Annotated in this window: 26 protein-coding genes; 16 read left to right on the top strand and 10 right to left on the bottom strand. The window is 63.3% G+C overall.

The genetic code is table 11. The features are described 5' to 3' along the window. The first annotated feature begins 38 nt into the window (after positions 1 to 38). From ACRSCF_RS16150 to ACRSCF_RS16125, 6 genes are all read left to right on the top strand, one after another. Positions 39 to 707 (top strand): hypothetical protein, encoded by a 669-nt coding sequence (locus ACRSCF_RS16150; RefSeq protein WP_244386070.1) that lies wholly within the window; start codon positions 39 to 41, stop codon positions 705 to 707. After that, the gene (locus tag ACRSCF_RS16145; protein WP_324622357.1) at positions 704 to 2053 is read left to right on the top strand and encodes a PBSX family phage terminase large subunit; all 1350 of its coding nucleotides are present in this window, start codon (positions 704 to 706) and stop codon (positions 2051 to 2053) included. Before ACRSCF_RS16150 ends, ACRSCF_RS16145 begins: the two co-directional genes overlap by 4 nt. An 84-nt stretch (positions 2054 to 2137) precedes the next feature. Then, a complete protein-coding gene (locus ACRSCF_RS16140) occupies positions 2138 to 2635 on the top strand; it encodes a hypothetical protein (protein ID WP_244386067.1) in 498 nt (165 codons plus the stop codon). A gap of 68 nt (positions 2636 to 2703) precedes the next feature. Beyond that, complete coding sequence (locus ACRSCF_RS16135; RefSeq protein ID WP_034363937.1) at positions 2704 to 3000, top strand: hypothetical protein; 297 nt, start codon at positions 2704 to 2706, stop codon at positions 2998 to 3000. After that, positions 2997 to 3467 carry a lysozyme gene (locus ACRSCF_RS16130; RefSeq protein ID WP_099733836.1) on the top strand — a complete coding sequence of 157 codons (471 nt, stop codon included), beginning with the start codon at positions 2997 to 2999 and terminating at the stop codon, positions 3465 to 3467. Before ACRSCF_RS16135 ends, ACRSCF_RS16130 begins: the two co-directional genes overlap by 4 nt. Then, complete coding sequence (locus ACRSCF_RS16125) at positions 3464 to 3976, top strand: hypothetical protein (RefSeq protein WP_082254121.1); 513 nt, start codon at positions 3464 to 3466, stop codon at positions 3974 to 3976. Before ACRSCF_RS16130 ends, ACRSCF_RS16125 begins: the two co-directional genes overlap by 4 nt. Before the next feature lie 15 nt (positions 3977 to 3991). Here ACRSCF_RS16125 and ACRSCF_RS16120 read toward each other — a convergent pair whose 3' ends face one another. Both ACRSCF_RS16120 and ACRSCF_RS16115 read right to left on the bottom strand, forming a co-directional pair. After that, on the bottom strand, positions 3992 to 4723 hold the full coding sequence (locus ACRSCF_RS16120) for a discoidin domain-containing protein (RefSeq protein WP_082254120.1): 732 nt from the start codon (positions 4721 to 4723) through the stop codon (positions 3992 to 3994). A 455-nt stretch (positions 4724 to 5178) separates the two neighbouring features. Next, entirely contained in the window at positions 5179 to 5616 is a 438-nt protein-coding gene (locus ACRSCF_RS16115; protein WP_158528222.1) for a hypothetical protein, read from the bottom strand. Positions 5617 to 5831: 215 nt separating this feature from the next. Between ACRSCF_RS16115 and ACRSCF_RS16110 the strand changes: the two genes are divergently transcribed. Further along, positions 5832 to 6110, top strand: coding sequence for a hypothetical protein (locus ACRSCF_RS16110; protein ID WP_244386066.1), 279 nt, complete (start codon positions 5832 to 5834; stop codon positions 6108 to 6110). Then, positions 6107 to 6376 carry a hypothetical protein gene (locus tag ACRSCF_RS16105; RefSeq protein ID WP_034363934.1) on the top strand — a complete coding sequence of 90 codons (270 nt, stop codon included), beginning with the start codon at positions 6107 to 6109 and terminating at the stop codon, positions 6374 to 6376. Before ACRSCF_RS16110 ends, ACRSCF_RS16105 begins: the two co-directional genes overlap by 4 nt. Before the next feature lie 300 nt (positions 6377 to 6676). Here the strand turns inward: ACRSCF_RS16105 and ACRSCF_RS16100 are convergent, their stop codons facing one another. The 4 genes from ACRSCF_RS16100 to ACRSCF_RS16085 all read right to left on the bottom strand — a co-directional run bounded on the left by ACRSCF_RS16100 (position 6677) and on the right by ACRSCF_RS16085 (position 9234). Further along, entirely contained in the window at positions 6677 to 6874 is a 198-nt protein-coding gene (locus ACRSCF_RS16100) for a hypothetical protein (RefSeq protein WP_016446827.1), read from the bottom strand. A gap of 121 nt (positions 6875 to 6995) precedes the next feature. After that, complete coding sequence (locus ACRSCF_RS16095) at positions 6996 to 7415, bottom strand: hypothetical protein (RefSeq protein ID WP_026062346.1); 420 nt, start codon at positions 7413 to 7415, stop codon at positions 6996 to 6998. Between the two features lie 263 nt (positions 7416 to 7678). Further along, positions 7679 to 8752 (bottom strand): linear amide C-N hydrolase, encoded by a 1074-nt coding sequence (locus ACRSCF_RS16090; RefSeq protein WP_133072352.1) that lies wholly within the window; start codon positions 8750 to 8752, stop codon positions 7679 to 7681. 296 nt (positions 8753 to 9048) lie between these two features. After that, positions 9049 to 9234: a hypothetical protein gene (locus ACRSCF_RS16085; protein WP_017405224.1), complete on the bottom strand. Its 186-nt coding sequence runs from the start codon at positions 9232 to 9234 to the stop codon at positions 9049 to 9051. A 266-nt stretch (positions 9235 to 9500) separates the two neighbouring features. Between ACRSCF_RS16085 and ACRSCF_RS16080 the strand changes: the two genes are divergently transcribed. Next, entirely contained in the window at positions 9501 to 9980 is a 480-nt protein-coding gene (locus ACRSCF_RS16080) for a GNAT family N-acetyltransferase (protein ID WP_016446832.1), read from the top strand. Positions 9981 to 10116: 136 nt separating this feature from the next. After that, the gene (locus ACRSCF_RS16075; protein WP_016454857.1) at positions 10117 to 11418 is read left to right on the top strand and encodes a UDP-N-acetylglucosamine 1-carboxyvinyltransferase; all 1302 of its coding nucleotides are present in this window, start codon (positions 10117 to 10119) and stop codon (positions 11416 to 11418) included. A 24-nt stretch (positions 11419 to 11442) separates the two neighbouring features. Here ACRSCF_RS16075 and ACRSCF_RS16070 read toward each other — a convergent pair whose 3' ends face one another. Continuing rightward, a complete protein-coding gene (locus tag ACRSCF_RS16070; protein ID WP_034363933.1) occupies positions 11443 to 11835 on the bottom strand; it encodes a hypothetical protein in 393 nt (130 codons plus the stop codon). Positions 11836 to 12000: 165 nt separating this feature from the next. Here ACRSCF_RS16070 and ACRSCF_RS16065 point away from each other — a divergent pair, with 165 nt between their 5' ends. Together ACRSCF_RS16065 and ACRSCF_RS16060 are read left to right on the top strand one after the other, a co-directional pair. After that, complete coding sequence (locus ACRSCF_RS16065) at positions 12001 to 12366, top strand: Arc family DNA-binding protein (RefSeq protein ID WP_016446835.1); 366 nt, start codon at positions 12001 to 12003, stop codon at positions 12364 to 12366. Positions 12367 to 12498: 132 nt separating this feature from the next. After that, positions 12499 to 12678, top strand: a complete 180-nt coding sequence (locus ACRSCF_RS16060; protein WP_016446836.1) for a CsbD family protein — start codon at positions 12499 to 12501, stop codon at positions 12676 to 12678. Between the two features lie 111 nt (positions 12679 to 12789). Here the strand turns inward: ACRSCF_RS16060 and ACRSCF_RS16055 are convergent, their stop codons facing one another. Next, complete coding sequence (locus ACRSCF_RS16055; protein ID WP_244386064.1) at positions 12790 to 13965, bottom strand: GGDEF domain-containing protein; 1176 nt, start codon at positions 13963 to 13965, stop codon at positions 12790 to 12792. A 352-nt stretch (positions 13966 to 14317) separates the two neighbouring features. Here ACRSCF_RS16055 and ACRSCF_RS16050 point away from each other — a divergent pair, with 352 nt between their 5' ends. After that, positions 14318 to 15880 (top strand): methyl-accepting chemotaxis protein, encoded by a 1563-nt coding sequence (locus ACRSCF_RS16050; protein WP_034363864.1) that lies wholly within the window; start codon positions 14318 to 14320, stop codon positions 15878 to 15880. 469 nt (positions 15881 to 16349) lie between these two features. Here the strand turns inward: ACRSCF_RS16050 and ACRSCF_RS16045 are convergent, their stop codons facing one another. After that, the gene (locus ACRSCF_RS16045) at positions 16350 to 16643 is read right to left on the bottom strand and encodes an H-NS family nucleoid-associated regulatory protein (protein WP_016446839.1); all 294 of its coding nucleotides are present in this window, start codon (positions 16641 to 16643) and stop codon (positions 16350 to 16352) included. A 795-nt stretch (positions 16644 to 17438) separates the two neighbouring features. On the opposite strand from ACRSCF_RS16045, the gene ACRSCF_RS16040 reads away from it, so the two are divergent. Continuing rightward, the gene (locus ACRSCF_RS16040; protein ID WP_016454855.1) at positions 17439 to 19259 is read left to right on the top strand and encodes a methyl-accepting chemotaxis protein; all 1821 of its coding nucleotides are present in this window, start codon (positions 17439 to 17441) and stop codon (positions 19257 to 19259) included. 32 nt (positions 19260 to 19291) lie between these two features. Here the strand turns inward: ACRSCF_RS16040 and ACRSCF_RS16035 are convergent, their stop codons facing one another. Then, positions 19292 to 20779, bottom strand: coding sequence for a GGDEF domain-containing protein (locus tag ACRSCF_RS16035; protein WP_244386063.1), 1488 nt, complete (start codon positions 20777 to 20779; stop codon positions 19292 to 19294). A 704-nt stretch (positions 20780 to 21483) separates the two neighbouring features. On the opposite strand from ACRSCF_RS16035, the gene ACRSCF_RS16030 reads away from it, so the two are divergent. Together ACRSCF_RS16030 and ACRSCF_RS16025 are read left to right on the top strand one after the other, a co-directional pair. Next, positions 21484 to 21963 carry an Lrp/AsnC family transcriptional regulator gene (locus ACRSCF_RS16030; RefSeq protein WP_016446843.1) on the top strand — a complete coding sequence of 160 codons (480 nt, stop codon included), beginning with the start codon at positions 21484 to 21486 and terminating at the stop codon, positions 21961 to 21963. A gap of 176 nt (positions 21964 to 22139) precedes the next feature. After that, positions 22140 to 24587 (top strand): penicillin acylase family protein, encoded by a 2448-nt coding sequence (locus ACRSCF_RS16025; RefSeq protein ID WP_016446844.1) that lies wholly within the window; start codon positions 22140 to 22142, stop codon positions 24585 to 24587. The last annotated feature ends 46 nt before the right edge of the window (positions 24588 to 24633 follow it).

Below are 24633 nucleotides of genomic sequence, written 5' to 3'. Positions count from 1 at the left end.
GTAGTTTGAAGCGTCCCAAGCCTGCCAGCTTCGGGCGGATGAGCAAGGAACACAAGCAGTCCCCCCAGTGGGAGCGCATCGAGCTGGACTACAGGGCGGGCATCAAGAGCCTGAGGCAGATCGCAGCGGAGCAGGGCATCAGCGAGGGGGCGATCCGCAAGCGGGCCAAGCGTGACGACTGGAGCCGTGACCTGTCGGAGCGCATCCAGGAGAAGGCAGAGCAGCTGGTACGCAAAGAGGCGGTACGCAGCGAGGTACGCGCGGAGCGTACTGCGTCCGAACGTGAGGTGGTGGACGCGAATGCGCAGGCTGTGGCCACCATCCGGCTGGCGCACAGGCGGGACATCCAGCGGGCACGCAAGATCACCAACGCGCTGCTGGATGAGCTGGAGCAGATGGCAGACGCGGACACGGTGGCCTACCTGCAGGAGCTGGGCGAGATGCTGCGCGCGCCAGACGACAACGGCATGGACAAGCTGAACGACCTCTACCAGAAGGTCATCAGCCTGCCGGAGCGCTCCAAGACCATGAAGGTGCTGGCCGAGAGCCTGCGCATCGTGGTGGACATGGAGCGCCAGGCCTTCGGCATGAACGACAAGGACGCGGGCAAGGGGCCGAACGGTGGCGGCAACGTGGGCCACTTCGAGCTGCACTTCGTGGATGCGCCAGCGCGTGAGCACGACCCGCGCGACGGGGAGGGCGCATGAGCTTGCTGTCTGCCAGCATGCAGGCCGCGCACCTGGCCGGCGAGGACCCGGAGCCAGATTTTGCCGAGGACTACGAGGTAGACCGCTCGCGCGTTCGTGTCGAGTTCCCCTCCAAGCTGCGCGGCCTGTTCCAGCCCAAGCGCTTCAAGGTCATGTACGGCGGGCGCGGCGGCGCCAAGTCCTGGTCTGTGGCCATGGCCCTGCTGGTGATGGGCAGCAACCGGCCGCTGCGCATCCTGTGCGCGCGCGAGATCCAGAAGTCCATGCGGGACTCGGTACACCGCCTGCTGTCCGACCAGATCGCGGCGCTGGGCCTGGGCGGCTTCTACGAGGTGCTGGACACGGAGATCCGCGGCGCCAACGGCACGCTCATCCTGTTCGCGGGCCTGCAGAGCCATACGGTGGACTCCATCAAGTCCTACGAGGCCATTGACATCGTGTGGGTGGAAGAGGCCCAGAGCGTCAGCGCGCGCAGCTGGGAGGTGCTGGTGCCGACCATCCGCCGGCCTGGCTCGGAAATCTGGCTCACGCTGAACCCGGACCTGGCCACGGACGCCACCTATGCGCGGTTCATCGAGGCCGCCGACAGCGACACCTGGCTGTGCGAAATCAACTGGCGGGACAACCCCTGGTTTCCGGAGGTGCTGGAGAAGGAGCGCCGCCGGCACTTCAAGCGCGACCCGGACACCTACTGGAACGTGTGGGAAGGCCGCCCCAAGCGCACCCTGGCCGGCGCGATCTACGCCAAGGAGGTGGAGCGCCTGTACAACGACGACCGCGTGTGCCTGGTGCCCTACAACCCCAAGCTGCCCGTGCACACGGTCTGGGACCTGGGCTGGGCCGACAACATGGCCATCGCCTTCGTGCAGCGCACGGCCATGGATTTCCGCGTCATCAACTTCATGCAGGACAACCAGAAGACGCTGGAGTGGTACGTGGAGCAGATGGAGAAGCTGCCGTACCGCTGGGGCACGGACTTCCTGCCGCACGACGGCGCCCACGGCGACTTCAAGACCGGGCAGACGGCCCAGCAGATCCTGGAGGACATGGGCCGCGAGGTCGAGGTGCTGGAGCGCGCGGGCCTGGAGTCGGGCATCCGCCTGGCGCGCGGCATCTTCTCCTCGGCCTACATCGATGCCCAGCGCTGCGCCAAGCTGCTGGACTGCCTGAGCCGGTACAAGCGCCAGATCGACCCGCGCACGGGCGAGCCGGGGCCGCCGCTGCACGATGACGCCAGCCACGGCGCAGACGTGTGGCGCTACATCAACATGGCCCTGCCGCTGATGGACAACGACACAGCGGGCGCTGTGCCTCTCAGGCGACGCGCGGGCGGCATGGCGCGCTGATCCCGTACCAAGCCTGCCACTTTCGCGGGCATGCCTGCATGTATCGACCTGCGCAAAGCGCACCTTCACCGCCAGCATGGGGACTTGCTGGCCGTCTACACCTGGATCAACGCCGAGCGCGCGCTGGTCCTGATCCCGGCCTACCGCCCCAAAGCCCCGTGGTACGTGGTGATGGAGAGCGCGGCCTATCTCTACGATGACCCCGCCTACCTGGCCAAAGCCTGCGTCAAGGCCTGCGAGGTGCTAGGCATCGAGCCCATCGCAACGCCCGAGGTTGCGGAGCAGCTGCATCAAGGCGCTTGGCGCGTAGCGGCCGAGCCGTACGAGCCCACGCCTTCGGTGGCGCACATCTCCTGCACTCGTCGCCAGGGCCGGCTCGCGCTGCTGATGCTGGGCCTGCTCGAAGCCGCAGAGGCAGCCATTGCCGCAATGCCCGATGGCGCCGACAGGCGCGCGGCTCAGATCGAGTACGAGGCGGACACCTGGGAGCGGCACAGCCCGTTTCTGTCCGCTCTTTGGGCGCAGCTCGGCGGCACGCCGGAATCGCTCGATACCGCTTTCGGTCTCGCTGTGACGCTCTGATCCACCCCTACCAACACCAACCCGCTTCGGCGGGTTTTTTCATGCCCGAACAGCCCGGAGGAGGGCCAATGCAAGACGACTACGGCGATGCCATCAACACGCAGACAGCTGCGGCGATCAATGCGCGACTGGATGAGGGGGACGCGCGAATGACTCGCATGGAGCGGGAGCTTTCCGCGAATACGGCGGCCACCGAGCAGGTGCGGGCGAACACGGCCGACCTGGTCGAGGTCTTCCGGGCCGCACAGGGCGCTTTCCGCGTCCTGAACTGGATCGGCAAGGCTGCGAAGCCGCTGGGCTACATCGCTTCAGCCTGCGCCGCGTGCCTCGGCTTCTGGGCGGCGCTGAAAGGACACCTGAAATGAGCAACAAGGCAAAGCTGATCGCCGCCATTGGCGCGGCCGCTGCGGCACTGGCTGTACCTCTGGTTGCCAAGTACGAGGGCGCGGTGCAGGCCACATACCGCGACCCCATCGGCATCATCACCGCCTGCACTGGGCACACTGGCCCAGAGCTGGCCATGGGCCAGACGTTCACGCGCGAGCAGTGCGAGGAAATGCTCTACAAGGATCTGCTCAAGCACACGGCCGCGCTGGAATGCGTGCGACAGCCCATGACGGACGGTCAGAAGGCCGCATTCCTGAGCTTTGCGTTCAACGTGGGCAATGGGGCGTTCTGCGGAAGCACGCTGGCACGCAAGGCCAATGCTGGCGACATGGCAGGCGCGTGCGCGGAGCTGAGCCGCTGGACCTGGGCGGGTGGCAAGCAACTGCCGGGCCTGGTCAATCGCCGCGCAGCTGAGCGGCAGCTTTGCGAAAGGGGGCTGTCGTGATCCCCGCGCTCTACACCCACCTGGGTGCCGCCGCCGTGGCCGCTGCGCTGGTGTGGCAGCTCCAGGGCGCGCGCCTGGGCACCGAGCTGGCCGAGGCCCGTCTGGAAGCCGCCACCCAGCAGCTGGCCACCAGCACCGCGCAGCGCGCGGCCGACGCCCGCGTGCGCCAGGCCGAGCAGGCCATGAACACGAAGTACCAAGGAGCACTCAATGCCGCCCGTGACCGCGAGGCGCTGCTGCGCCGTGATCTTGACCAGCTGCGCGCTGTTGCTGACGGCCTGCGCGAGCAATCCGCAGATGCCGCCCGCCGACTTGCCAGCGCTCCCCCTGCTGCCGTCCTTGAGTACGCCGCTGCCCTCGGAGTCGTATTTGAAGACTGCCGCGCAGCGTATGGGGACATGGCAGCAAAAGCTGCAGGGCACGCAGCTGATGTCCAAACCCTCGGCGTCGCCTGGCCCGTGACGCCGAGTATGCTGGCCGCAGACTTCTCTGAAGACAGCAATCGATGACCAAATTATTGCGATTTAATCTTTCCGCAATATGAAGCGTTCGGAGTTCTGATAGGCATCGCATTGCCCGCTGAATTTCGAACTGCTGACTATTGTCCAACCTTGTAGGCCATAAAGCGAGCAACTATTTATCAGAGTCCCTGATGGTTGATTTCTGACGTCACGATACTTGACGAGAAAATGACCTTGTGTATCGGGACATTTGCTTGACCCAGGAAGTGTGGCATAAATGGCCCAACCATAGCCATGTTCGTTCGAGTAGCAAGACTCAGATAGATCTCCTCCATCATAGACTTGTATTTCTCTCCATGCTACCCAAGAATTGACCTGTGTTGTGAGCACACGAACATATCTCACAGGTATCTCTAATTGATTGAATATCTCAATCCATTGATTGTCTTTGGTGAAGTTCCCATATGTAGTGAAATTTACCTCCTGTCCCGCCGAGGTTTTGCCAATGATTCTGTGGACGCTGTAGCCTGGATCGCTCTGCGCGGGTAGCAAGCGTACCCTTGAGAACATTCGATCAGAGCCTAGGTCTACCTCTATAAATTGTGGAGCTGGACCTTGAGAGTTCCACATAGTGTTGGGATTGCCGTCAACTGCGCTATTGACCTCGTTCCAGCCACCTGATGCGTTTACTACAGTAAGCGGGAGAACAACATTTTGGCCGAGCGACGCTGTCGCTGTGAGCCCGAGGAGCACCGAGAGCGATAGTGAGGAAAAGAGCTTTGATTTGAGATGCATTTGGATATGTGTCTTGCAAATTTATATCCTCCTACCGTATCACGGAAATTTGGTGTCATCAATAAAAATTACAATTTTCCGCAGAACAAAATCGCATAGCATGCAACCTAAATTCCGAATCCTCATTGAGATGCAAATGCTCACTTGGTAGAAATTACGCATCGTTTAAAGTTTCAGCAGGAAAATCATTGCTTCTTGCTTTGTGCTCACGACTCGTCAATCCGTAGTTGTCATTTCGATGGTGAATTAGGTATAGATGTTGCCGTGTGGTGAGTGCTGGCTTCAGCTTTGCTGAGAGTCCTTTGGAAGTCGTCCCGTACCAAGCCTGCCACCCTGCCGTGATCCAAACCACGAAAGGGCGTACACATGAGCTCGAACGACGACCACCTGCGCGCCCTTTCCGATACCGAGCGCTGATGGCGTGCACGCGGCCGATCAGGCAGTAGCTTTGAGGTTCACTCGACGTACCACTGCATCTGTGCGTTGATGGTATTCCGAGACACCACCGATCCATTGCTCACTTGCATGTCCACCTGCGCATACTGACCAAGGGTGTTAGCTGCAAAGAATGCGAATTTGGTGGGATTCGGTACTTGGCCGAACTGCGCCCCTGGTGTCACGTCGATGTGAAATTCGCTGCCTTTGGTGCAGATTACCGCCTGTGTTGAGTCATTCCTCACGGAAACATGCGCACATGGAACCTGCCAAGTGTGGCCCGCCGTCAGAACGAGCACCTTGACCGATGAACCGCCATTGGCAGCAGCACGAAGGGCTTGCAATGAGCCTGCAGTGGTAGCACCGCTTGCATCGTTTGCATACACCAAGCTCCAGGCGTGGGATGTACCTGCGCTGAGAGCCAAAGCTGCAATTGCGATAGTCTGTTTGATGAACATGATTGTTTCCGGGTGTAAGTGAGCCCGCATTGTATGCAGGCTTCATTTGCAAATCAGTCCTCGGGACACCGCTCCATAGCCCAGTCCAGAGCCGCCTCGGCCGATTCGTGCGGCCCGTCGAAGGTTTTGACGCCGCACTCATCGTCCCAGCGCGCGCCAGTCCATCGCCGTGCAGCCGGGAAGGGCAAGCGGCTGGTCTCACGTACCATGTACCCATGAGCCTCGATCAGATCGCAATTGCCCTGCTGGGCGCCCTGGCGGCCTGGCTCTCCCAGGCCCGGGGAGAGGGCTCGCGCAAGTGGGCGCCTGTGTTCGGCATGCTCGGTCAGCCCTTCTGGTTCTATGCCAGCTGGCAGGCCGAGCAGTGGGGCATATTCGCCGTGTCGATCATCTATGCCTGCGCCTGGGCTCGGGGTCTGTGGGTCTACTGGATCTCGCCGCGGCGGCAGCATGGGACGGGCTCAATCCAACTGGTGCTAGGCCGAAAGCCATGATCCTCACACTGCACATAGACAAGGAAGAGCCCGGCCTCTACACGGCTCGCGTTCTACATTGCCAGGCTGAAGTCGAGGAGTTCCAGTCCGGAACGATTTCCGAAGCTATTCGCAATTGTGCGGAGGCGTCTCTGCAGGGCCTCGATGGATTCCATATCTGGTACGGCCATGTCTCCATCGGCACGACGTCGCTCTATGCCATGCGCCACGACGCCGAGACGCTGGCTCAGCGGCTAGTCAGCCTGCATTCTCAGTTCGATGTTTAGGCATGTTCCATTTAGGCCCTCCCCAAAGGCTGTGGGTGCGGGAATAAGCCCTTGGAGGGCCCATCTGTGCTTGCGCTAGTTTCAGTAAATATTCCCGAAAATTCACGTAACCCATTGATTTATATGGTTTGCGGGCCTGACTTTTAATCCGTTGGTCGCGAGTTCGAATCTCGCAGGACCCACCAAAGAACACAAGGCCCCGTAGCGATACGGGGCCTTTTTTCTTTGCTATCGAAGAAGTAGCAAGATGGGGCCGAGGTTTACAGGCCGCGTTCCCCAACTCTCCCCGTGTTCCGCAATTCACCGAACGGGCTTCACCTTCTTGCCCACCTTGTGGCGGATGTACTGGGCGGCCATGCGCTCCGTCGTGTGCTCCAGCCGTATCCCGCCGTCGTCATCCAACGTGGTGGCGGCCGTGGCGCGCAGGCCCCGAGGCTGGAACTGCGCCTTGGGAATGCCGGCGGCATCCCGAGCGGCGTCGAAGCGGTCGCGGAGCATGTTCTTGGTCAGAGGCTGCCGGCTTCGTTGAGCTGGCCGAGCAGGATTCGAACAAGCCGAGCATGTGTTGCGCGTGTCTGCGGGACGAGCAGGTTGTGGATCGTCTTGACGCCGCGCTACGTCAATCTACTACGGAAATCTTGAGCGCGTACGCCGAAGACTTGCCTTGGCGGGCGGCTGCGCGGTTGAGGAAGACACGCACACGGTAGTCACCGCTGGCGGGCAATGCACCGGTCCATGTGGGGCCGTCTGCCACCTCGCCCCGATACAGCGCTTCCTCGCTGCCGGGCGGCAGCACGTTGAAGTAGGTGGAGGTGGATTTCGTCTCCATGTGCACGGTCATCTTCTGCCCGGCAACCGCACGCACTATGTAGTCGTGCGCCTGCTCCTTGTTGCCTTGGAGCTTGCCTTGGACAGTCGCGCCCGACGTGCCTTTCTTGAAGGTCACCGCAGTGGACGGAACGTCCGCCTGGGCGATCGCCGGCATTTGTACAAGCGTGATGGCAGCGAAAAATGCAGCTGCGCAAATTCTGGAAAGCATGCTGATCCTTTCTAAGAGGCACTGATCGCCTCGCTTGCATGCAGGCTACCAGATGATTTTCCGCTTGGGCGCACCCGACGGGCGCGGTTTGCAGGAAGAACTCCGATCAGTGCCGAGGCCTGCCCTGACGGGCCCTTCCGTCGCGCCGCCCGCGCCGATGACGGTAACGGTCATGGTTGTGATGCCTGCAGGCACCGTGCAAAGTTGGGGGCCGCCAGCGGCCGTTGTTGATTTGGTGTTTCTGGTCGCATTTTTCCTCTTCCCTAGATGCCTAGAAATTGAAACGGTACTGATTCCTGAAACTGCCGCGTGGCATCGCCCGAGAAGGTGTGGTTCTGGTCTGGGCCCAGATCCAGCTTGAGAACCTTGCCGGTTTTCTGGCTGAAGTCGAGTGCCTTGAGGTCTATCCAGAAGGTATTTGGCGTCAACGCTGATTCGAAGAAGTAGAGCTTGCGCTGGTGGTCGAAAACGGTTCTCCAGCGGGTTGACGAGATATTGGGTTCCTCGGGCGTATTCAGGCCGTAGGGCACCGAGGCGTTGCGGATCACGCTGAAGACGCTGGCCAGCGCCTTGTTGGGGTCCTGACTTTTGGGGATGGCGTTGACGTAGAAGGATGCGCGGGCAAATCGATCGGCGGCGCGATTGGTGCCGGGCAGCATGGTGGTGCCGCCCACTTGCTGCCAATAGGTGTTGAGAGCCAATTGCTGATCAAACGTCGGTGAATTGGTCATGACCTGGTATTGCCGGCCGTGATGTATCACCTGCCGGCCATTGATGTACTCGACGATGGCGCTGTCGCCGCTGGCGTCGGACATCGAGAGATGCAGCGTCGTCAGCCGGTTCTCTCCGGGAACGTTGTCGGAGACGATGGTGAAAGGTTCTTTCTCCAGCGCCGCAACGGCTTCCTGGACGGTGGCGAAGTTGTCTAGCACGTATTGCGCCCAGGCTGCAATGGTCAGGCCAGGCTTGCTGCCCGCACCGAAGGCCGGGTATTGGGACTCCACCAGCCAGAGCAGGTTGGCGTTGAGGCCGGCTTCATTGACTCCATCGGTGGTGGAGACGTCATAGCCCGAGGTGATGACGCTTCCGTATTTGGACGTCCAGCGCAACGAGTTGGGGCCTGCCTTGCCTGAGCGCTCCATTCCACGCGGGAGCACCCAGAGATTGCTGACGATGTCGCTTTTCCAATCCATGGAGCGCGCGGTGACGACCTGGCCATTCGCACCAAGAAAGACAAGGCGGGTGCAGGCCCAGGTGCTGGGCAGGGCCGTAAGGCCGGCAATTCCCATCAGCAATGCGCCCACTACGGGGTGAATCTGCAGTCTGCGTTTCTTCATGGCAACTCCTTTGCAGGCAAATGGACTGGCGCAGTGTAGTGCGTCATTCGTACCCAGGTCAGAAGTGGCCGCCTTGTGAAAAGGCGGGCCGGCAAACTGGCGGTCATTGGAGATGCCGCGCATGGGCCTGCGCGCATGCGGGTGCAGAGGGCACCGCTGTCAGATGGCGTGGCTGAACATGGGGCTGGCCAGCATCGCCACCGCAAAGGAGATGGCGCAGATTGCAGACCACAGGAAGACGAGGAAGAGGTGGCGCATCGTGCAGCTCTCGGGAGTGTTTGGTGGTTCTTGCCAGTTCAATTGCGGATGCGGTTCAGAATGCGCAGCCCGAGCATTGAAAGGCGTTCCAGCAGAGGCCGTGGCTCCATGCGCAGCAGCAACAGCTGCTGGCCGCCACGCACGGGAAAGGCTTCCAGCAGGCTGCGGTGGTAGCGGGCATCCGGGTCCGGGTTGAAGCTTTCTGTGGGAACGACTCGATGCATCTTGTATCTCCGTCATGTGATTTCGGAAGCCTTTGGGGAGCGCGGCCTCTGACGGGATCTATTTCAATTGGTTTCGCGGCGTTTCCGTGCGGGTCAAGTTTGTGGCCGCATGTAGGCCGGGTCTGTACGCTGCGTATGTGTTTTGCGCACGCGCTGTGCGGCCTGTCCGCAGGTCTTCACAGGTGTGAGCAGCGCGTCTGCAACGGCTTTGCGGCGGCTGGCAGTCCCTAGAATTCGGGATCCCCATCTCATTTGCCAGGAGTTCCATGTCCTCCGTTCCCACGCTTCAGATCCGGCCCGTTGCACAGGCGGACCATCAGCAATGGCTTCCTCTTTGGCAGGGCTACAACGCCTTTTACGGGCGCGCTGGCGAGACGGCGCTGCCCGAGGACATCACGCAGGCGACCTGGGAGCGCTTTCTCAATCCGCTGGAGCCGGTGTTTGCGCTGGTGGCAGAGAGCGAGGGTGAGCTGGTGGGCCTGGCGCACTACCTGTTCCACCGCAGCACCACGCGGCTGGAGCCCGTGTGCTATTTGCAGGATCTGTTTGCCGATGCACGCCGGCGCAAGCAGGGCATAGGCAAGTCGCTCATCCGCGCGGTCTACGAGCAGGCATCCCTGGCGGGAGCGCGCCGTGTCTACTGGCAGACGCAGTCTTCCAACGAAGCGGGCCGTGCGCTGTATGACCAGGTGGCCGAGCATCGTGGCTTCATCGTCTACGGGCACGAACTCCAGGGCAGAGCCTGACGCTTTGTTGTCAGGTTGGCGATCCAGAGAAGAAACCTGTTGAAACAGCGGGTGCGCGCAGCCGATGCAGGTCCGCCGGGGGGCTTGGCAACCCTAGAATCACGCGTTGTCCTTTCGCTGCTTGCGCTGCACCCCCATGTCCAATCTCATCGTCCACGGCGGCACGCCCTTGCGCGGCCGCGTCGTTCCTTCCGCCAACAAGAATGCCGTGTTGCCGATCCTGTGCGCCACGCTATTGACCGATCAGCCGCTGCGGCTGCATGGCGTGCCGGACATCACCGATGTGCGCAAGATCCTGGACATCTTCCGCACGCTGGGCAGCGAGGTGCAACTGGACGAAACCACACGCACGCTGCAGTTGCATCATCGCGATACGCGCTTTGATGCATCGTCGCATCGCCTGCCGGAGGAGATGCGCTCTTCCATCATGCTGGTGCCGCCGCTGCTGGCGCGCTTTGGCGTGGCGCGGCTGGAGGACAACGTCAAGGGCTGCACGCTGGGCGTGCGCGAGATCGATCCGCACGTGGACATCTTCCGCTCCTTCGGAGGTGAGGTGGAGCGCGCCAGCGGCTCGCTGCTGATCCACAGCGCACAGCCGCTCAAGGCCGTGCGCCACTGGCTGGACTACGCCTCCGTCACGGCGACAGAGAATTTCGTGCTGTGCGCCGTGGCCGCGCAGGGCGAGTCCATGCTGACCAATGCGGCCTGCGAGCCGCATGTGCAGGAGTTTTGCCGCTTCATGGTGATGATGGGCGCCGACATCGACGGCATCGGCACCTCGCGGCTGACGGTGCGTGGCGGCGCACCGCTGAGCGGCGGCGAGTTCACCTTCGAGGAAGACTTCCACGAGATCACCACCTTTCTCGCGCTGGGCGCGATCACGGGCGGCGATGTGGAGGTGCGCAACAGCACGCCGGACAACTTTCCGCTGATCGACCGCACCTTCGCCAAGTTTGGCGTGCAGGTGGAGCACAAGAACGGCTGGTCACGCGCGCTGCGCTCTGGGCCGCTGAAGGTGCAGACGCCGTTCACCAGCAATGTGCTTACCAAGGTGGAAGCCGCTCCCTGGCCGTACTTTCCGGTGGATCTGCTGCCCATCTTCATTGCGCTGGGCGTGCATGCGCAGGGCAATGCGCTGTTCTGGAACAAGATCTACGACGGCGCGCTGGGCTGGACGGGCGAGCTGTCCAAGTTCGGCGCCCATGTGTTTTCTTCGGACCCGCACCGTGTGGTCACCTTCGGCGGCAATCCGCTGACGCCGGCCGTGGTGGAGAGCCCCTACATCATCCGCGTGGCGATTGCGCTGTTCATGGTCGCCAGCAGCATCGAGGGCCGCTCGGAGATCCGCAACGCCACGCCGATCCGCCGGGCGCATCCGCACTTCGTGGAGAACCTGCGCAGTCTGGGCGCCCGGGTGGAGTGGACCAACGAGGAGTGATGGAAAGCGGCGATGCGCAGGCTGCTAGGCCTGCGGCGCCGCATCCGAGAATCTCTTGGCCGCCCTGAGCAGGTAGCTCACGGCATAGAGGATGGGGTCGTCCGTCTCGTCGTCGTTCACGCGGTCAATGATTTCCAGCAGGCCTTGAAGGTCGGCGGACATCTGTGGCAGCACGCTGCTGGCCAGGGCCTCCACCGGTTGCTCGGCAGCGGCGCGGTCCGCCTTGTAGTGATAGCCGCGCAGCAGGTCGCGGACACCGATCAGCATGGCGCGGCTGGATCTTTCCACATGCATTTCCAGCACGCTCAGCGCTGCGCTGATGTGGCATAGCGCGTCTGTTGCCAGGGTCTCCGGGTCGGGCGGGCTGGCGACGGCCTGCGCAGGATGCACGGAGGCTGGCATGTCTGTGTCCGGCATGGTTCTGTCCTTGCGCAATGTGTCCTGGATTCAGGGCTGGTGGTTCGAGGGCGTGGATGTGGGCTTGCACAGCCCCCGGGCGGGTCGTTTCGAGTTTTATGCCAACTTGGAATCATGTCAACTAGGCATGAATCTGAATTTGCATCCGGCAGGTACCATCGCGCAATGCAACGCAAACCCTTTCCCAGCGAAACCCAGGAGCGCTTCATCGTCCGTTTTCCGGATGGCATGCGTGATCGCATCTCGGAAGCGGCAAAGGCCGGCCACCGTTCCATGAATGCAGAAATCGTTGCGCGCATACGGCGCAGCTTCGAATTGGACGAAGCCGGCGATGCCGACCAGGCCGGGGTCGAGCAGGGTGCGGCGGGATTGAGAGAGGAAATTTCGCGCCTGTGCCAGTTGCTGCAAGAGCACAAGGACGCTGCGGCAGGCCTGTTCGAGGCGCACAAGGAAGCGGTGGTGGACGAGGCACTGAAACGCCTGCGCTCCGAAACAGGCATGGCGGCAGGCCGCGCCCCGGGGAAGAGATGAGGCTGTAGGCCTGAGACCACGCTCATCGTTGCCGAGCGCTGGCGCCTGTCCTTGCGGGGCGCGCTTATCGTTGCGTCGGGTCTGCAAGGATCCATCCCTTTTTTAGAAGCTCTTGCAGCAAAGGACGCAGCTATGAACACGGATCAGATCAAGGGCACGCTCAAGGATGCCGCAGGCAAGGTGCAGCAAAAGGCTGGCGAGTTGATCGACAGCCCCGAACAGCAGGCCAAGGGCATTGCCAAGCAGGTCGAAGGCACGGCTCAGAAAAAGCTGGGCGATGTGAAGGAAGCCCTGAAGGATGCGAAAAAGTAAGGCGCCCACGCTGCCTTGATGACGAACAAGCCCGCCACTGCCTGGCGGGCTTTTCTTTTCAGCGAGTTTTGACGGGCGCAAGCCCGAGCAAGGCGTTCCTTGCTTCCTTTGTCAGGCGGTCTGGGGCAGCTTGCGGCCGGGGTCCGCGGCCACGTGCACACGGTCACGGCCTGCCTGCTTGGCGGAGTAGAGCAGGGCGTCGGCGCGCGTCAGCGCATCGGTCAGGGCGGTGTTGGCGGCCACGGGGGCGATGCCGAAGCTGATGGTGATCCGCTGGCCGGCTGCCAGCACATAGCCGTCCGCGCTGAGCTGAGCGCGTATGCGCTCGGCCACGCGCTCGGCCTCCTCGGGCGTGGTGCGCATCAGCAGCAGCACGAATTCCTCGCCGCCAAAGCGTGAGACCAGATCGTCGCTGCGCACATGCTGCTGCAAGGTCCTGGCCACGGCCTGCAGAACGCGGTCGCCACAGTCATGGCCCCAGCTGTCGTTGATGCGCTTGAAGTGGTCTATGTCGCCGATCAGCACGGAAACCGGCGCCATGTGCGAATCGGCCAGGCGCAGTTCGGCGGCCTCCTGGAAGGCGCGACGGTTGAGCAGGTTGGTCAGCGAGTCGTGGTTGCGCTCCTGGCGCAGCGCGGTGAAGACATCGCGCACCGTGCAGGCCAGCAGCATCAGGGTGAACAGCAGAGCAAACGACAGCGTGCTGACCAGAGTCACCAGCCAGTAGGTGGAGCGAGCAATCTCATTGAGGTCGGTGCTGCCCAGGGCCAGCACCAGCAGCGGCCGGGCGGCGGTGTAGCCGGCAAACACCACGTAGGACCAGTAGAGCATTCTCTCCAGCCAATCCTGCGGTGGCCGGCGCCGCAGCATGGCGGGCGCCGGCAGCAACTGCAGCAGGCCCAGGCCTGTGTTGAGCCAATGCACGCGTACCCACAGATCGACCTGGATCCGGCTGTAGTAGTACAGCGCGGCCAGAACCACCGCACCTATGAGCAAACCCAGCACGGGATGGGCCGAGACCCCGTAACGCCCCGCCATGCAGCGCGCAAAGCACCAGGTGCCAAACAGGTACATGGCGCCTGTGTACACGGCCCAATGGTGGAGTTGTTCGCGGGGGGCAATGCTCTGCCATGCAAGCGCCAGGGAAACCAGGGCATAGCCGCCGGCAATCCACAGCAGATAGCGCTGGCGACGCTGCACCAGCCAGCACACGGCCAGCGTGCAACCGAGCAGCAAAATGCTCAGCGGCGCAATCAGTACATAGAGGCGATCGGTATCGAGTGACACATCCACAGCGTGTTATGCACTTGCAGGTGCGAAAGACGGCGGCTGGCAGCTTCCAAGCCCAGGCATTCAATGGCGCGGCAGCCGCAAGCGTCATTGCATTTTGCATCCGATGTCACCGGCGCTTGCCACTGCATATGCACTGTTCCGCGTTGTGCACAGCGGGTGATATCGGGTCTGCCCGCGCGCAGCCTCAAGTTCCGGGTATTTCTGACGAAAAAGCAAGTCATCTTTTCCGGATTGATGGGCCATGTCGATATGGCGGGGCTTTTCACCGGAAGACGGCCGGCGCTAGTGCGCGTGGCCTGTTGTTTCACCTTTCCTCTGTTCAGTTTTTCCGACGAGAGTTCTACGAATGAAATTTGATCAATGGAGCGTGTCCGCCAAGCTTTGGGGCACGCTGGGCGGCTTGTTGGCGATGATGCTTGCGGTATCGCTGTGGGCACAGTTTGCGGCGGCCCGCGCCATGGACCAGGGCATGCAGACGCTGTCCGAATATGAGAACCGCATCGGTCTGGCCATTCAATGGAAGGGCGCAACGGAAACCACGGGCGAGCGGGTGCTGGCCAGCAATGCCTCCACCGATGAGGAATTGACGCGCCTGCTCGACGGCCGGGTCAAGGAGGGCTCTGGCCTGATCACCAAGCTGCAGGCCGAGATCGTCAAGGGTGCCAGCGAGGCCGACAAGGCTGCGCTGGAGCGCATCGCCAGCATCCGTGCCGAGGTGCTGGCGCTGAACAAGCGGGCCCGCGAGATCAAGTTGACGGGCGATGCCGCGGCGTTCCGCGAGTTCGTCCAGCAACAGTACCTGGGTGCCATCGGCCGCTATGTGGACTCGCTGGAAGTCTTTGTGCAGCTGCAGCGCAGCCAGCGCGATGCGGCCATGGAGCAGGCCCACGCCGCGCGCCAACAGGCCAGTGTGCTGGCCTGGATTGTCCAGGGCGTGGTGCTCCTGGCCGGACTGGCGCTGGCTTTCGTGCTGACGCGTGCCATCACGCGTCCGCTGGAGCGAGCCGTGCAACTGACCGATGCCATTGCGCAGGGCGACCTTACCGTGTCGGCCGAGGACAGCCGCAAGGACGAATTCGGTCATCTGCTGCGCTCGGTCTCGGGCATGGCGGCACGGCTGCGTGGCCTGGTGACGGAGGTGCGTGACAGCGTGCACTCGATCTCCACTGCATCCACCGAGATTGCCGCCGGGAATCACAACCTGTCTTCGCGCACCGAGCAGACGGCGTCGAACCTGGAGGAAACGGCCGCCAGCATGGAGCAACTGACCGCGACCGTGGGCCAGGCCGCCGACACCGCGCGCCAGGCCAATCACCTGGCCGGCAGCGCCGCCCAGGCGGCCGAGCGCGGGGGCGCCGTGGTGGGCCATGTGGTGGCCAGCATGGACCGCATCAGCGACAGCGCACGCCGCATCTCCGACATCATCGGCGTGATCGACTCCATTGCTTTCCAGACCAACATCCTCGCGCTCAATGCCGCCGTGGAAGCGGCCCGCGCGGGTGAGCAGGGCCGTGGCTTCGCTGTCGTGGCTGGCGAAGTGCGGGCCCTGGCCCATCGCAGCGCAGAGGCCGCCAAGGAGATCAAGGGGCTGATCAGCACCTCGGTCGATGCCGCGCAGGAAGGCTCTGCCCAGGTCGCCCAGGCCGGCCAGGTGATGGATGACATCGTGGGCAGCGTGCGCAAGGTCTCGGACATGATTGGCGAGATCACGGCGTCTTCCACCGAGCAGCGCGACGGTATTGGCCAGGTCAACCAGGCCGTCAGCCATCTGGACCAGATGACGCAGCAAAACGCTGCCCTGGTGGAGGAGTCCGCAGCGGCAGCGGCCGCACTGAGCGACCAGGCGCAGCGCCTGTCGGGTATGGTGGCCGTGTTCAAGGTTGGCAACGCTGTGCCAGCCCTGCGATAGCGCGTGCAGAAAAAAAGGACCGCCGGGGGCGGTCCTGTTGCAGAGAAAAGCCGTGGCCCTTGCGGGGCCTGCCAGGGTAAGTCAGTGAGAGGGGAGAGAGGAGATAGTCTCCCTGGCTCGGCTGGAAAATGGTTCGTGGTGGTGGCGGATTGCTCCAGTGGCCGTTGGGGCCTTGCCGTTGCGTGACGGGATGCCCATGGCTTGCGGGTGCTGCACTGAAGTGGGCATCATGATTTTGGAGAGTGCAGGTGTAGGACAGTTCCCTGTGCGATACCTGCTGTTTCCCTTGTTGTGATTGCTTGGGTACCGAAACATGCAGGCACCTCTCGGCTCACACATCAGCACTACATTGAAGAATTTGTAACTTCTGGGCAATAGGGTTAACCCCTTGCTTCTGGCAACAAAAAGCCCGCACTTGGCGGGCTCTGTCGCAGCTTCGTGGCTGCCGGAAGGCGTGGCAGGCCGCATCTCATATGGCGAAGGGAGTGCGGTCCTTGCCTTCAATCCAGCGGGGCTGCTTGCCGCGGCCGGTCCAGGTCGCACCGGTGGCGGGATCGCGGTACTTGGGAACGCCGACCACGCGGAAACCAGCGCCAGTCTTGGCTTTGGACGAGGGGAAGACATCGGCCTCGGTCAATCCGTATTGGTCGATGATGGTGCGCACCTGGGCAATGGCTCCGGACTTTTCGGTCTTGAGCACTTCGGCGATCTGGGCTTCGAGCTGGGCTTTCTGCTGCAGCAGTGTCTTGTAGTCTGTGGTCATGTATATCAATGAATGTTGATCTGCCAATATAAAGGAATCCGGGAGAGCTTTTGGCAAAGTGAGCCTACACTGCCGCGCAACACCCGGATGACGACAGGCGTATTGTCAGAGAGCCTGTTTGAGAACAGGTTCCCATGTTGCCTGAGTCTAGGCGAGTCTGACGCTGATTTTTGTGGCGTATGGAAACCGGGTCATCGCATCTGCCACCGCTGCGCAGGTGCTGGGAAACAGGGCCGTGTAGCAGGCGCCGGCCACTTTGATGATGCATCGCTTCATGTTTCTCTCCCCTTGAATGACAGGTCTGCCTGCTTATCGGCATCTTTGCATCAAGATGAAACATTTTGTATCCTGCTCCCTGCCGATCCTGGTCAGGGGCCTTCATGGATCCATGGCAGTCCAGGAAGGGCAAGAAAAGGCCGCATGGTGCACCCCAAAAATATGAGGGAGGGAAAAACACAGGGTGCGCGGCGCAAACGGCAGGACCCTGTTGCAAGGCCCTGGCGTTTGCGACAAAAAGATCCCGCCTGCAGGGCGGGGAATGTCTGTGTTACAAATTGACACTATAGCATGCATCCGTCCAGGATGTGACGATAACTTGCAAAAACCTGACGACTCAGGTCCCGGTGGCGTTGCGAGCAAAGCGCTGCTTGCTCGAAGGGGGGCAGCGGATCACCTGCAGCCAGGAAGCGTGCAATTGCAAGGGCAAGTACGCACTCTTTGAGCTCTGGCGGCCGGTGTGTCTCGGATAGGCTCGGTGGGCATCCACAGCCCTCGTTTTTGCCTTTACTACGCATCATGTTTCAAACACTTCGTGCCCGCCTGATCCTCATCTGCGTGGCAATCACAGTGGCCGCGCTGTTCGCGCTGTCCATGGCCACCTTCTGGACGGCGCGCGGCAGCACGCTGTCCGGCATCGACGAAAACATCGGCCAGCTCACGCAGGCCCATGCAGCCGCATTGACCGACTGGGTCCAGGACAAGCAGCGCATCACCGGCTCGCTGAAAACGGCGGTGCAACAGCCGGACCCGATTCCTTTCCTGCTGGCAGGCCAGCAGGCCGGCGGCTTCGATGACGCCTACTTCGTGCATGCGGACAAGCGTGCCGTGTTCACCCATCCCATGCCGGAGAACTACGACGGCACCCAGCGCGACTGGTTCAAGCAGGCCGTGCGGGAAGGCCGTCCGGGCGTCACGCCAGCCTACGTGGACGCCAGCACGGGTGAGCTGACGATCAGCTTTGTCGATCCGGTCGGGGCCTCGGGCGCGATCACGGCCGTCGTCGGCACCGATGTGCGGCTGGCGGCCATGTCCAGGAAAGTGGCGGCCATACGCCCCCAGGAAAAGAGCTTCGCCTTTCTGATGGACGGCGAAGGCCGTCTGCTGGCCTACGCCAGGCCCGAGCTGGCGCTCAAGCCCGCTTCGGCGATTGCACCGGAGCTCGATGCGGCCCTGATCAAGCGCCTGGCCGAGCAGGGCGGACGTGCCGACCTGGTGCTCGATGGAGAGCCGCAGATGGTCTATGCCGCCAAGGTGGAGGGCACGCCCTGGACGCTGGCCGTGGTGATCGACCGCGCACAGGCCACGCATTCCGTAAGCGCGCTGCTGCAGGTGGCCGCCTTCATCACCGCGCTTTCCGTGCTGGGTACGGCCGTGCTGTTGACCGTGGTGCTGCGCCGGATGCTCATGCGCTTGGCCGTGGCGCGCGATGCCTTGCAGGACATTGCTTCCGGCGAGGGCGATCTGACCCGCCGCCTCACGGCGGCAGGCCGGGACGAACTGGCGCAGATCGGCCAGTCCTTCAATCAGTTCGTGGACAAGATCGCCACGGTGCTGCTGCGCATTCGCGAATCGTCGGAATCGGTGCGCATGGCGTCGGCCGAGATCGCGGGCGGCAACCAGGACCTGTCGTCACGCACCGAGCAGCAGGCCAGCTCGCTGGAGCAGACGGCAGCCGCCATGGAGCAGATCACGGCAACCGTGCAGCAAAACGCGGCCAATGCCCGCCAGGCCAGCGAGCTGGCCACCAGCGCCTCGCAGATCGCCACGCAGGGCGGTGAGGCCGTGGGCCAGGTGGTGCAGACCATGGGTGGCATCGAGGCGTCGGCACGCAAGATCGAAAGCATCATCGGCGTGATCGACTCCATCGCCTTCCAGACCAACATCCTCGCGCTCAATGCTGCCGTCGAAGCGGCCCGTGCCGGCGAGCAGGGCCGTGGCTTTGCGGTGGTCGCCAGCGAGGTGCGCACGCTGGCCCAGCGCAGCGCCACGGCGGCGCGGGAGATCAAGGCGCTGATCGACGATTCCGTGGGCCAGATCGACACGGGCAGCCGGCTGGTGCGCAATGCGGGCACCACCATCGACCAGGCCGTGGACGGCGTGCGCAAGCTCAGCACGCTGGTGGCCGAGATCAGCAACGCCAGCCAGGAGCAAAGCCGTGGCATTGCCGAGGTGGGTAGCGCCATTGGACAGATGGACCAGGTCACGCAGCAGAACGCCGCCCTGGTGGAAGAGGTCACGGCGGCTGCGCAATCGCTGCAGCAACAGGCCGTGCAGCTGGCCCAGGCCGTGGCGGGCTTCAAGCTCGACGAAGGAAACGGCGCCCGCCGCCTGCGCTGAGCGCGGGCAAAACGCCGAGGCGGCGCCTGGTGTCAGGCCGCCTTGGCGCCCCCGGAATGCTCGCAGGCAAAGGCCGGTGTACCGGCCTCGTCCGGCCGCTCGCCCGCCACGAAATACCGGTCCCGGCCGCTGGCCTTGGCCTGGTACAGCGCCGTGTCGGCCGTGCGCAGCAAGGCGCTCAAACCCAGCGGAGGCTGGGCCATGTTCGTGCAGGCGATGCCAATGCTCAGCGTGGGGCAGATGGTTGCGCCATCGCTTGTCTCGATGCGGATTTCGCGCGTGGCTTCGCACAGCCGCTGGGCCACGGCGCTGGCCGTGGCGCAGTCGGCGCCAGGCAGCAGCACGGCGAATTCCTCGCCGCCCAGGCGGCCTATGAGTTCATGCGGGCGCAGCGCCTGCGACAGGCGGGCCGAGACTTCCTGCAGCACCCGGTCGCCAGCGGCATGGCCGTGGCGGTCGTTGGTGTGCTTGAAGTGGTCCAGGTCCAGCATCAGCATGGCGCCCGACTGGTGCTCGCGCTGCAGGCGCTCCAGCGTGCGCTGAGCGCGCTCCAGAAAGCTGGTGCGTGCCAGCAGGCCGGTCAGCGCATCGTGGTTCACTGCATGGCGCAGTTTGCTGAGCATGTCCTTGAAGGCCATGAGCGTGCAGGCCACGGCCAGCGGGCCTATGGACAGCATGGCCAGGCCCAGGCGGAACGAGAACGTGGTCTCCAGTTCGGAACTGGGCGAGTTGAGCAGTACATCTGAAAATGTGGCCAGCTTGATGGCACAGCTGGCGAGGTTGAGCAGGGCGACCACGAACAGCCGGTAGCGCATGGCACACAGCAGCATGGCCGGCATGCTCAGGGACAGCGCGCCCGGCCCGCCCAGGTAGATGGCAATGGCCTCGGAGATCACCAGGGCCAACAGCGGCAGCAGGGCCTGCACGGTCTGCCTGAACGGCTGGCCACGCCAGGACAGCGGCTCCAGGCTTGCGGGAAAGCTCAACAGAACGGGCAGCAACAGGGTCATGTGCATCAGCTCGCTGCTGAACCACATGGCCATCATGGGCTGCCAGGGCCAATGCATCAGCTGGTGCATGCCCACCGAGCCCAGCACGGCGCCGACCACGCTCACAAGCAGGCTGCACATCACCAGGTGCAGCACCGATGAGGGGGAGCGCATCTGCCGCACCCGCAGCGGCAGGCGCCGCATCATCACCCAGCCGCAGGCCACGGCTGCCAGATCGGCGAAAGTCAGCCACAGGGTCTGGTCAAGCGGGCTGCCCGACAACCATTCGGCCAACGCCATGGCCACGGCGGCCGCCGTCCAGCAGTGTCTATGGCTGTAGGCGGGGCTGCGCAGCATCCAGCCCAGGAGCAGGGCGTTGGACAGCCACAGAGATGACAGATGCCCCGGAGAACGCAGGCCCAGCGCCACGGCCGAGCACAGAAACAGCACCCCGCCCAGCACAAAGCTGTCCCGCCAGGGCGTTGCAGCTTGTGAAATCCACGGATCTCCAGATACGGCGCGATATGACATATGTCTCCCCTGTGGAGACTGAATGGAGGCACCGGACACTGCGCGCGTTCGTCGGGCATGCCGGGCATGCCCTTGTCATGGGGAACGAGCGGTCCGGCGGGCAGCGGGAAATCGGAAAACCCTCCTTTGGCGTGCTGCGGCAAGTCGCGTAACTGCGGGCAGGCCATGCGTCGGAAGCCGACGGATGTGAGGTAACTTGAGTTCACAAAATTTACGCCTGCGGGGCCAATCTAGCGGAAATGCATGTATTTGCAAGTACTGATCCATCATGCGTGCTGCGCCTTCCCAAGCGGTTTGCCGTGTTCCGTCGAGCCCGGCCAGTACGGCCGCAGGCAGGCAGCCCTGCCCGCGGGGCAGCGTCGCCAAAGGAAGGATGGGATGCATGCTAAGTATTTATGCGAGGTCCCAGCCGGGTGACATGCAGCGGTGGAGCATCGGGGTATGTCGGGGTATTTGTAATTAGTTACTTTTGTTTCTGCTAGCCATTACTCTTGCCTGGTGGTGCCCATGTGCCGTCGCTGCTGGGCGATGCGGGATGGGGATGCATTCCAGATGCGGCGGTATCGGATGAAACGAGGATCTTGTTGATGAAAGCGACGATTTGCAGCGCATAGAATTGCCGGATTGGTGGATATCTCTGCCGAAATGTTGAACACGTCCGAGCCGCCGCCATAGGCTCTTGCCGTTGACGTCCAGGGAGCTGCATGGAATACCGTCTTGATGAAACCGACCGCCAACTGCTGCGCCTGCTGCAGACCAATGCGCGGGCTTCCACCGCGCATCTGGCCCGGCAGATGAATCTGGCGCGCACGACGGTGGTGGCCCGCATTGCCCGGCTGGAGCAGGAAGGCGTGATCGCCGGATACGGCGTTCGCCTGGGTGCGCGCGTGGAGCAGTCTGCGGTGCGCGCGTACTGCGGCATTCGCGTGCAGCCCAAGACAGCCACTTCAGTAATGCAGGCACTCAACCGTTTCACCGAGGTCGAGGAGGTCTCCGCCGTCAGCGGCCAGTACGACTACATGGTGTTCGTGCGCTGCGAGAGCAACGAAAAGCTCGACGCGCTGCTGGACCGCATAGGCCTGATCGACGGCATACAGCAGACCTATACCTCGGTGGTGCTCAGCCGCAAGATCGACCGGCGCATGACGGCGGCGCTGAGCCAGCTGGCTGAATCTGCCGCCTGAGTCTTCTGCCCGTGCCGGCCGATGGAGAGCCGGGTGGCTGTCCGCATCGACTGTCGGGCATCAGACATTTCCTAGTGAAACTGCCGGGTAGGCAGTGCCTTGCCTCGCTCCTATGCTGATGCGGGCCCCGTGGCAGACCGGGGCCTTTGTGTACGCATAACACCAGGAGACAAAGCATGCACCCAGCGCTTCGCAGTGGATGGAAACCCTTGTCATTGATAGCCCTGGCCGCCTTGGCGGCCTGCGGCGGTTCGGGAGACGGCTCCGGCAGCAAGTACAGCGCAGAGATCCGCCGCACGGAGATGGGCATTCCGCACATCAAGGCCAAGGACTGGACGGGCCTGGGCTATGGTGCGGGCTATGCCCAGGCGCAGGACAACCTGTGCACCATGGCCGACTCCTTCCTGACCTACCGCGGGGAGCGTTCGCGCCACTTCGGCGGCGATGCCCAGGCCGTCTATGACAGCACCATCGACCGGCCGCGCAACATCGATTCGGACTTCTTCTTCCGCCATGTCGTCTCCGACGACGCCGTGGCCGCCATGATCCAGGCCCAGCCCGACAAGCTCAAGCAACTGGTCGATGGCTTCGTGGCCGGCTACAACCGCGTGGTGCGCGAGACCCCGGCCGGGGCCAAGACCAATGCGGCCTGCGCGGGCCAGCCTTGGGTGCAGGCCATCACCGCGCAGGACATCTGGCGGCGCATGTACACGGCCAATCTGGCCGGCGGCTACAGCAATTTCGTGGCCCAGATCGCCAATGCCGTGCCGCCTGCAGCGGCTGCGGCGGCAACGGCCTCGGCCAAGCCGGCGAAGGGCCGGTCGGCCGCGACGCAGCTGGCCGCGCTCAAGCCGGGCCAGGTGGTGGCGCCATCATTGCAGGTGGGCGGCACCACGGGCATAGGCAGCAACATGTACGGCTTCGGCCAGCAGGCCACGGGCGGCAGCAGCGTGCTGTTCGGCAATCCGCACTGGTACTGGAAGGGGCCGGACCGCTTCTACCAATCGCAGCTCACGATTCCGGGCGAGATCGACGTCAGTGGCGCCAGCTTCCTGGGTATCCCGATGGTGCTGATCGGCTTCAACAACGACGTGGCCTGGAGCCACACCGTGTCCACGGCGCGGCGCTTCGGCCTGTTCATGTACCAGCTGGCGCCCAATGATCCGACCCGCTATGTGCGCGACGGCAAGACCGAGGCCATGCAGGCCAGCAGGATCACGGTGAGCGTGCGCAATGCCTCCGGCGGGCAGGACCAGGTCACGCGCACGCTGTACAAGACCGTGCACGGCCCCGTGGTCAACCTGGGCGCCATGGACCCGGCGCTGGGCTGGACCACGCAGAGCGTGTTTGCCATCCGCGACATCAACGCCTACAACTACCGCACCTTCCGCAACTGGCTGCGCTGGAACCAGGCCAAGTCGCTGGACGAGTTCATCCGCATCCAGAAGGAGGAGTCGGCCATTCCCTGGGTCAACACCGTCGCTGCGGGACGCGGCAACGCCCAGGTCTGGTATGCCGACATAGGCGCCGTGCCCAACGTGCCGCCCGCGCAGTTGCAGGCCTGCGCCACGCCGGCCTCGGCGGCCATCAACGCGGCGCTGCCCCAGGTGCCGGTGCTGGCCGGCGGCAGCAGCCAGTGCGACTGGGGCTCGGATGCGGATTCGGTGCAGGCCGGCGCCATCGGCCCGGCACGCATGCCCAGCCTGCTGCGTGGCGACTACGTGGGCAACATGAACGACAGCTACTGGCTGTCCAATGCCTCGGCACCGCTGACCGGCTATCCGGCCATCTTCGGCTCCACCTCTTCTGCCCAGAGCCTGCGCACGCGCCTGGGCCACACCATGGCGCTGCAGCGGCTGGCGGGCACGGACGGCTATCCGGGCAAGCTGGCCACCAGCGACATCGTTCGCCAGATGGTGCTGGACAGCCGTGTGTACAGCGCGCGTTTCAAGGACGAGGCATTGGCCCAGGTCTGTCCAGGCCCCGTGTCCTCGGCGGGTGAAACGGTGGACGTATCGGCTGCCTGCACGGCGCTGCAGGCCTGGGACGGCACGGGCACGGCGGCATCCAGGGGCTCCCATGTCTGGGACGAGTTCTGGAAGCGCGTGGCCAGCCAGATCAAATCGGCCGACCTGTATGCCGTGCCCTTCGATGCGGCCGACCCCGTCAACACGCCGCGCGGCATCAAGCCCACGGCCAAGGCGGCGCTGCAAAAGGCGTTCGCCGAAGCAGTGAAGGCCGTGCAGGCCAGCGGCTTTGCCATGGATGCGGCGCGTGGCACCGTGCTGTTCTCGCAGCGTGGCGGAGAGAAGACGGCGCTGTATGGCGGATGCGGCGAGGTGGGCTACTTCACCATCACCTGCTCGGAAAACAAGATAGAGCAGGGCGGCTACAGCATGGACGGGCAGCCGCACGGCAACAGCTACATGCAGGTGGTGAGCTTCCCGGCGGCCGGAGTGGAGGCCCATACCTTCCTGACCTTCTCGCTGTCGGACGATCCTGCCTCGGCCCACTATGCGGACTACACCAAGGCCTACGGTGCGCGCCAGTGGCTCAAGCTGCCGTTCACCGACAGCGCCATCCAGGCCAGCCCGGCCTACAAGACGCAGACCGTGAGCGAGTGACATCCGCTGTCCGGCGTGATGCAGTGCCCGCCTGAAGGGGCTGCAT

It is taken from the genome of Delftia sp. 11MD, from assembly GCF_050907895.1.
Taxonomy (GTDB): Bacteria; Pseudomonadota; Gammaproteobacteria; order Burkholderiales; family Burkholderiaceae_C; genus Comamonas; species Comamonas tsuruhatensis.
The sequence above is the reverse complement of the archived record's forward strand: the minus strand, read 5'-3'. Positions and strand labels throughout refer to the sequence as shown.

Bases quoted from the DNA above. Each gene is read 5' to 3' on its own strand.
- ACRSCF_RS16150 (WP_244386070.1), top strand. From the start codon at position 39: ATGAGCAAGGAACACAAGCAGTCCCCCCAGTGGGAGCGCATCGAGCTG.
- ACRSCF_RS16145 (WP_324622357.1), top strand. From the start codon at position 704: ATGAGCTTGCTGTCTGCCAGCATGCAGGCCGCGCACCTGGCCGGCGAG.
- ACRSCF_RS16135 (WP_034363937.1), top strand. From the start codon at position 2,704: ATGCAAGACGACTACGGCGATGCCATCAACACGCAGACAGCTGCGGCG.
- ACRSCF_RS16130 (WP_099733836.1), top strand. From the start codon at position 2,997: ATGAGCAACAAGGCAAAGCTGATCGCCGCCATTGGCGCGGCCGCTGCG.
- ACRSCF_RS16120 (WP_082254120.1), bottom strand. From the start codon at position 4,723: ATGCATCTCAAATCAAAGCTCTTTTCCTCACTATCGCTCTCGGTGCTC.
- ACRSCF_RS16115 (WP_158528222.1), bottom strand. From the start codon at position 5,616: ATGTTCATCAAACAGACTATCGCAATTGCAGCTTTGGCTCTCAGCGCA.
- ACRSCF_RS16110 (WP_244386066.1), top strand. From the start codon at position 5,832: ATGAGCCTCGATCAGATCGCAATTGCCCTGCTGGGCGCCCTGGCGGCC.
- ACRSCF_RS16105 (WP_034363934.1), top strand. From the start codon at position 6,107: ATGATCCTCACACTGCACATAGACAAGGAAGAGCCCGGCCTCTACACG.
- ACRSCF_RS16100 (WP_016446827.1), bottom strand. From the start codon at position 6,874: ATGCTCCGCGACCGCTTCGACGCCGCTCGGGATGCCGCCGGCATTCCC.
- ACRSCF_RS16095 (WP_026062346.1), bottom strand. From the start codon at position 7,415: ATGCTTTCCAGAATTTGCGCAGCTGCATTTTTCGCTGCCATCACGCTT.
- ACRSCF_RS16090 (WP_133072352.1), bottom strand. From the start codon at position 8,752: ATGAAGAAACGCAGACTGCAGATTCACCCCGTAGTGGGCGCATTGCTG.
- ACRSCF_RS16085 (WP_017405224.1), bottom strand. From the start codon at position 9,234: ATGCATCGAGTCGTTCCCACAGAAAGCTTCAACCCGGACCCGGATGCC.
- ACRSCF_RS16080 (WP_016446832.1), top strand. From the start codon at position 9,501: ATGTCCTCCGTTCCCACGCTTCAGATCCGGCCCGTTGCACAGGCGGAC.
- ACRSCF_RS16075 (WP_016454857.1), top strand. From the start codon at position 10,117: ATGTCCAATCTCATCGTCCACGGCGGCACGCCCTTGCGCGGCCGCGTC.
- ACRSCF_RS16070 (WP_034363933.1), bottom strand. From the start codon at position 11,835: ATGCCGGACACAGACATGCCAGCCTCCGTGCATCCTGCGCAGGCCGTC.
- ACRSCF_RS16065 (WP_016446835.1), top strand. From the start codon at position 12,001: ATGCAACGCAAACCCTTTCCCAGCGAAACCCAGGAGCGCTTCATCGTC.
- ACRSCF_RS16060 (WP_016446836.1), top strand. From the start codon at position 12,499: ATGAACACGGATCAGATCAAGGGCACGCTCAAGGATGCCGCAGGCAAG.
- ACRSCF_RS16050 (WP_034363864.1), top strand. From the start codon at position 14,318: ATGAAATTTGATCAATGGAGCGTGTCCGCCAAGCTTTGGGGCACGCTG.
- ACRSCF_RS16045 (WP_016446839.1), bottom strand. From the start codon at position 16,643: ATGACCACAGACTACAAGACACTGCTGCAGCAGAAAGCCCAGCTCGAA.
- ACRSCF_RS16040 (WP_016454855.1), top strand. From the start codon at position 17,439: ATGTTTCAAACACTTCGTGCCCGCCTGATCCTCATCTGCGTGGCAATC.
- ACRSCF_RS16035 (WP_244386063.1), bottom strand. From the start codon at position 20,779: ATGTCATATCGCGCCGTATCTGGAGATCCGTGGATTTCACAAGCTGCA.
- ACRSCF_RS16030 (WP_016446843.1), top strand. From the start codon at position 21,484: ATGGAATACCGTCTTGATGAAACCGACCGCCAACTGCTGCGCCTGCTG.
- ACRSCF_RS16025 (WP_016446844.1), top strand. From the start codon at position 22,140: ATGCACCCAGCGCTTCGCAGTGGATGGAAACCCTTGTCATTGATAGCC.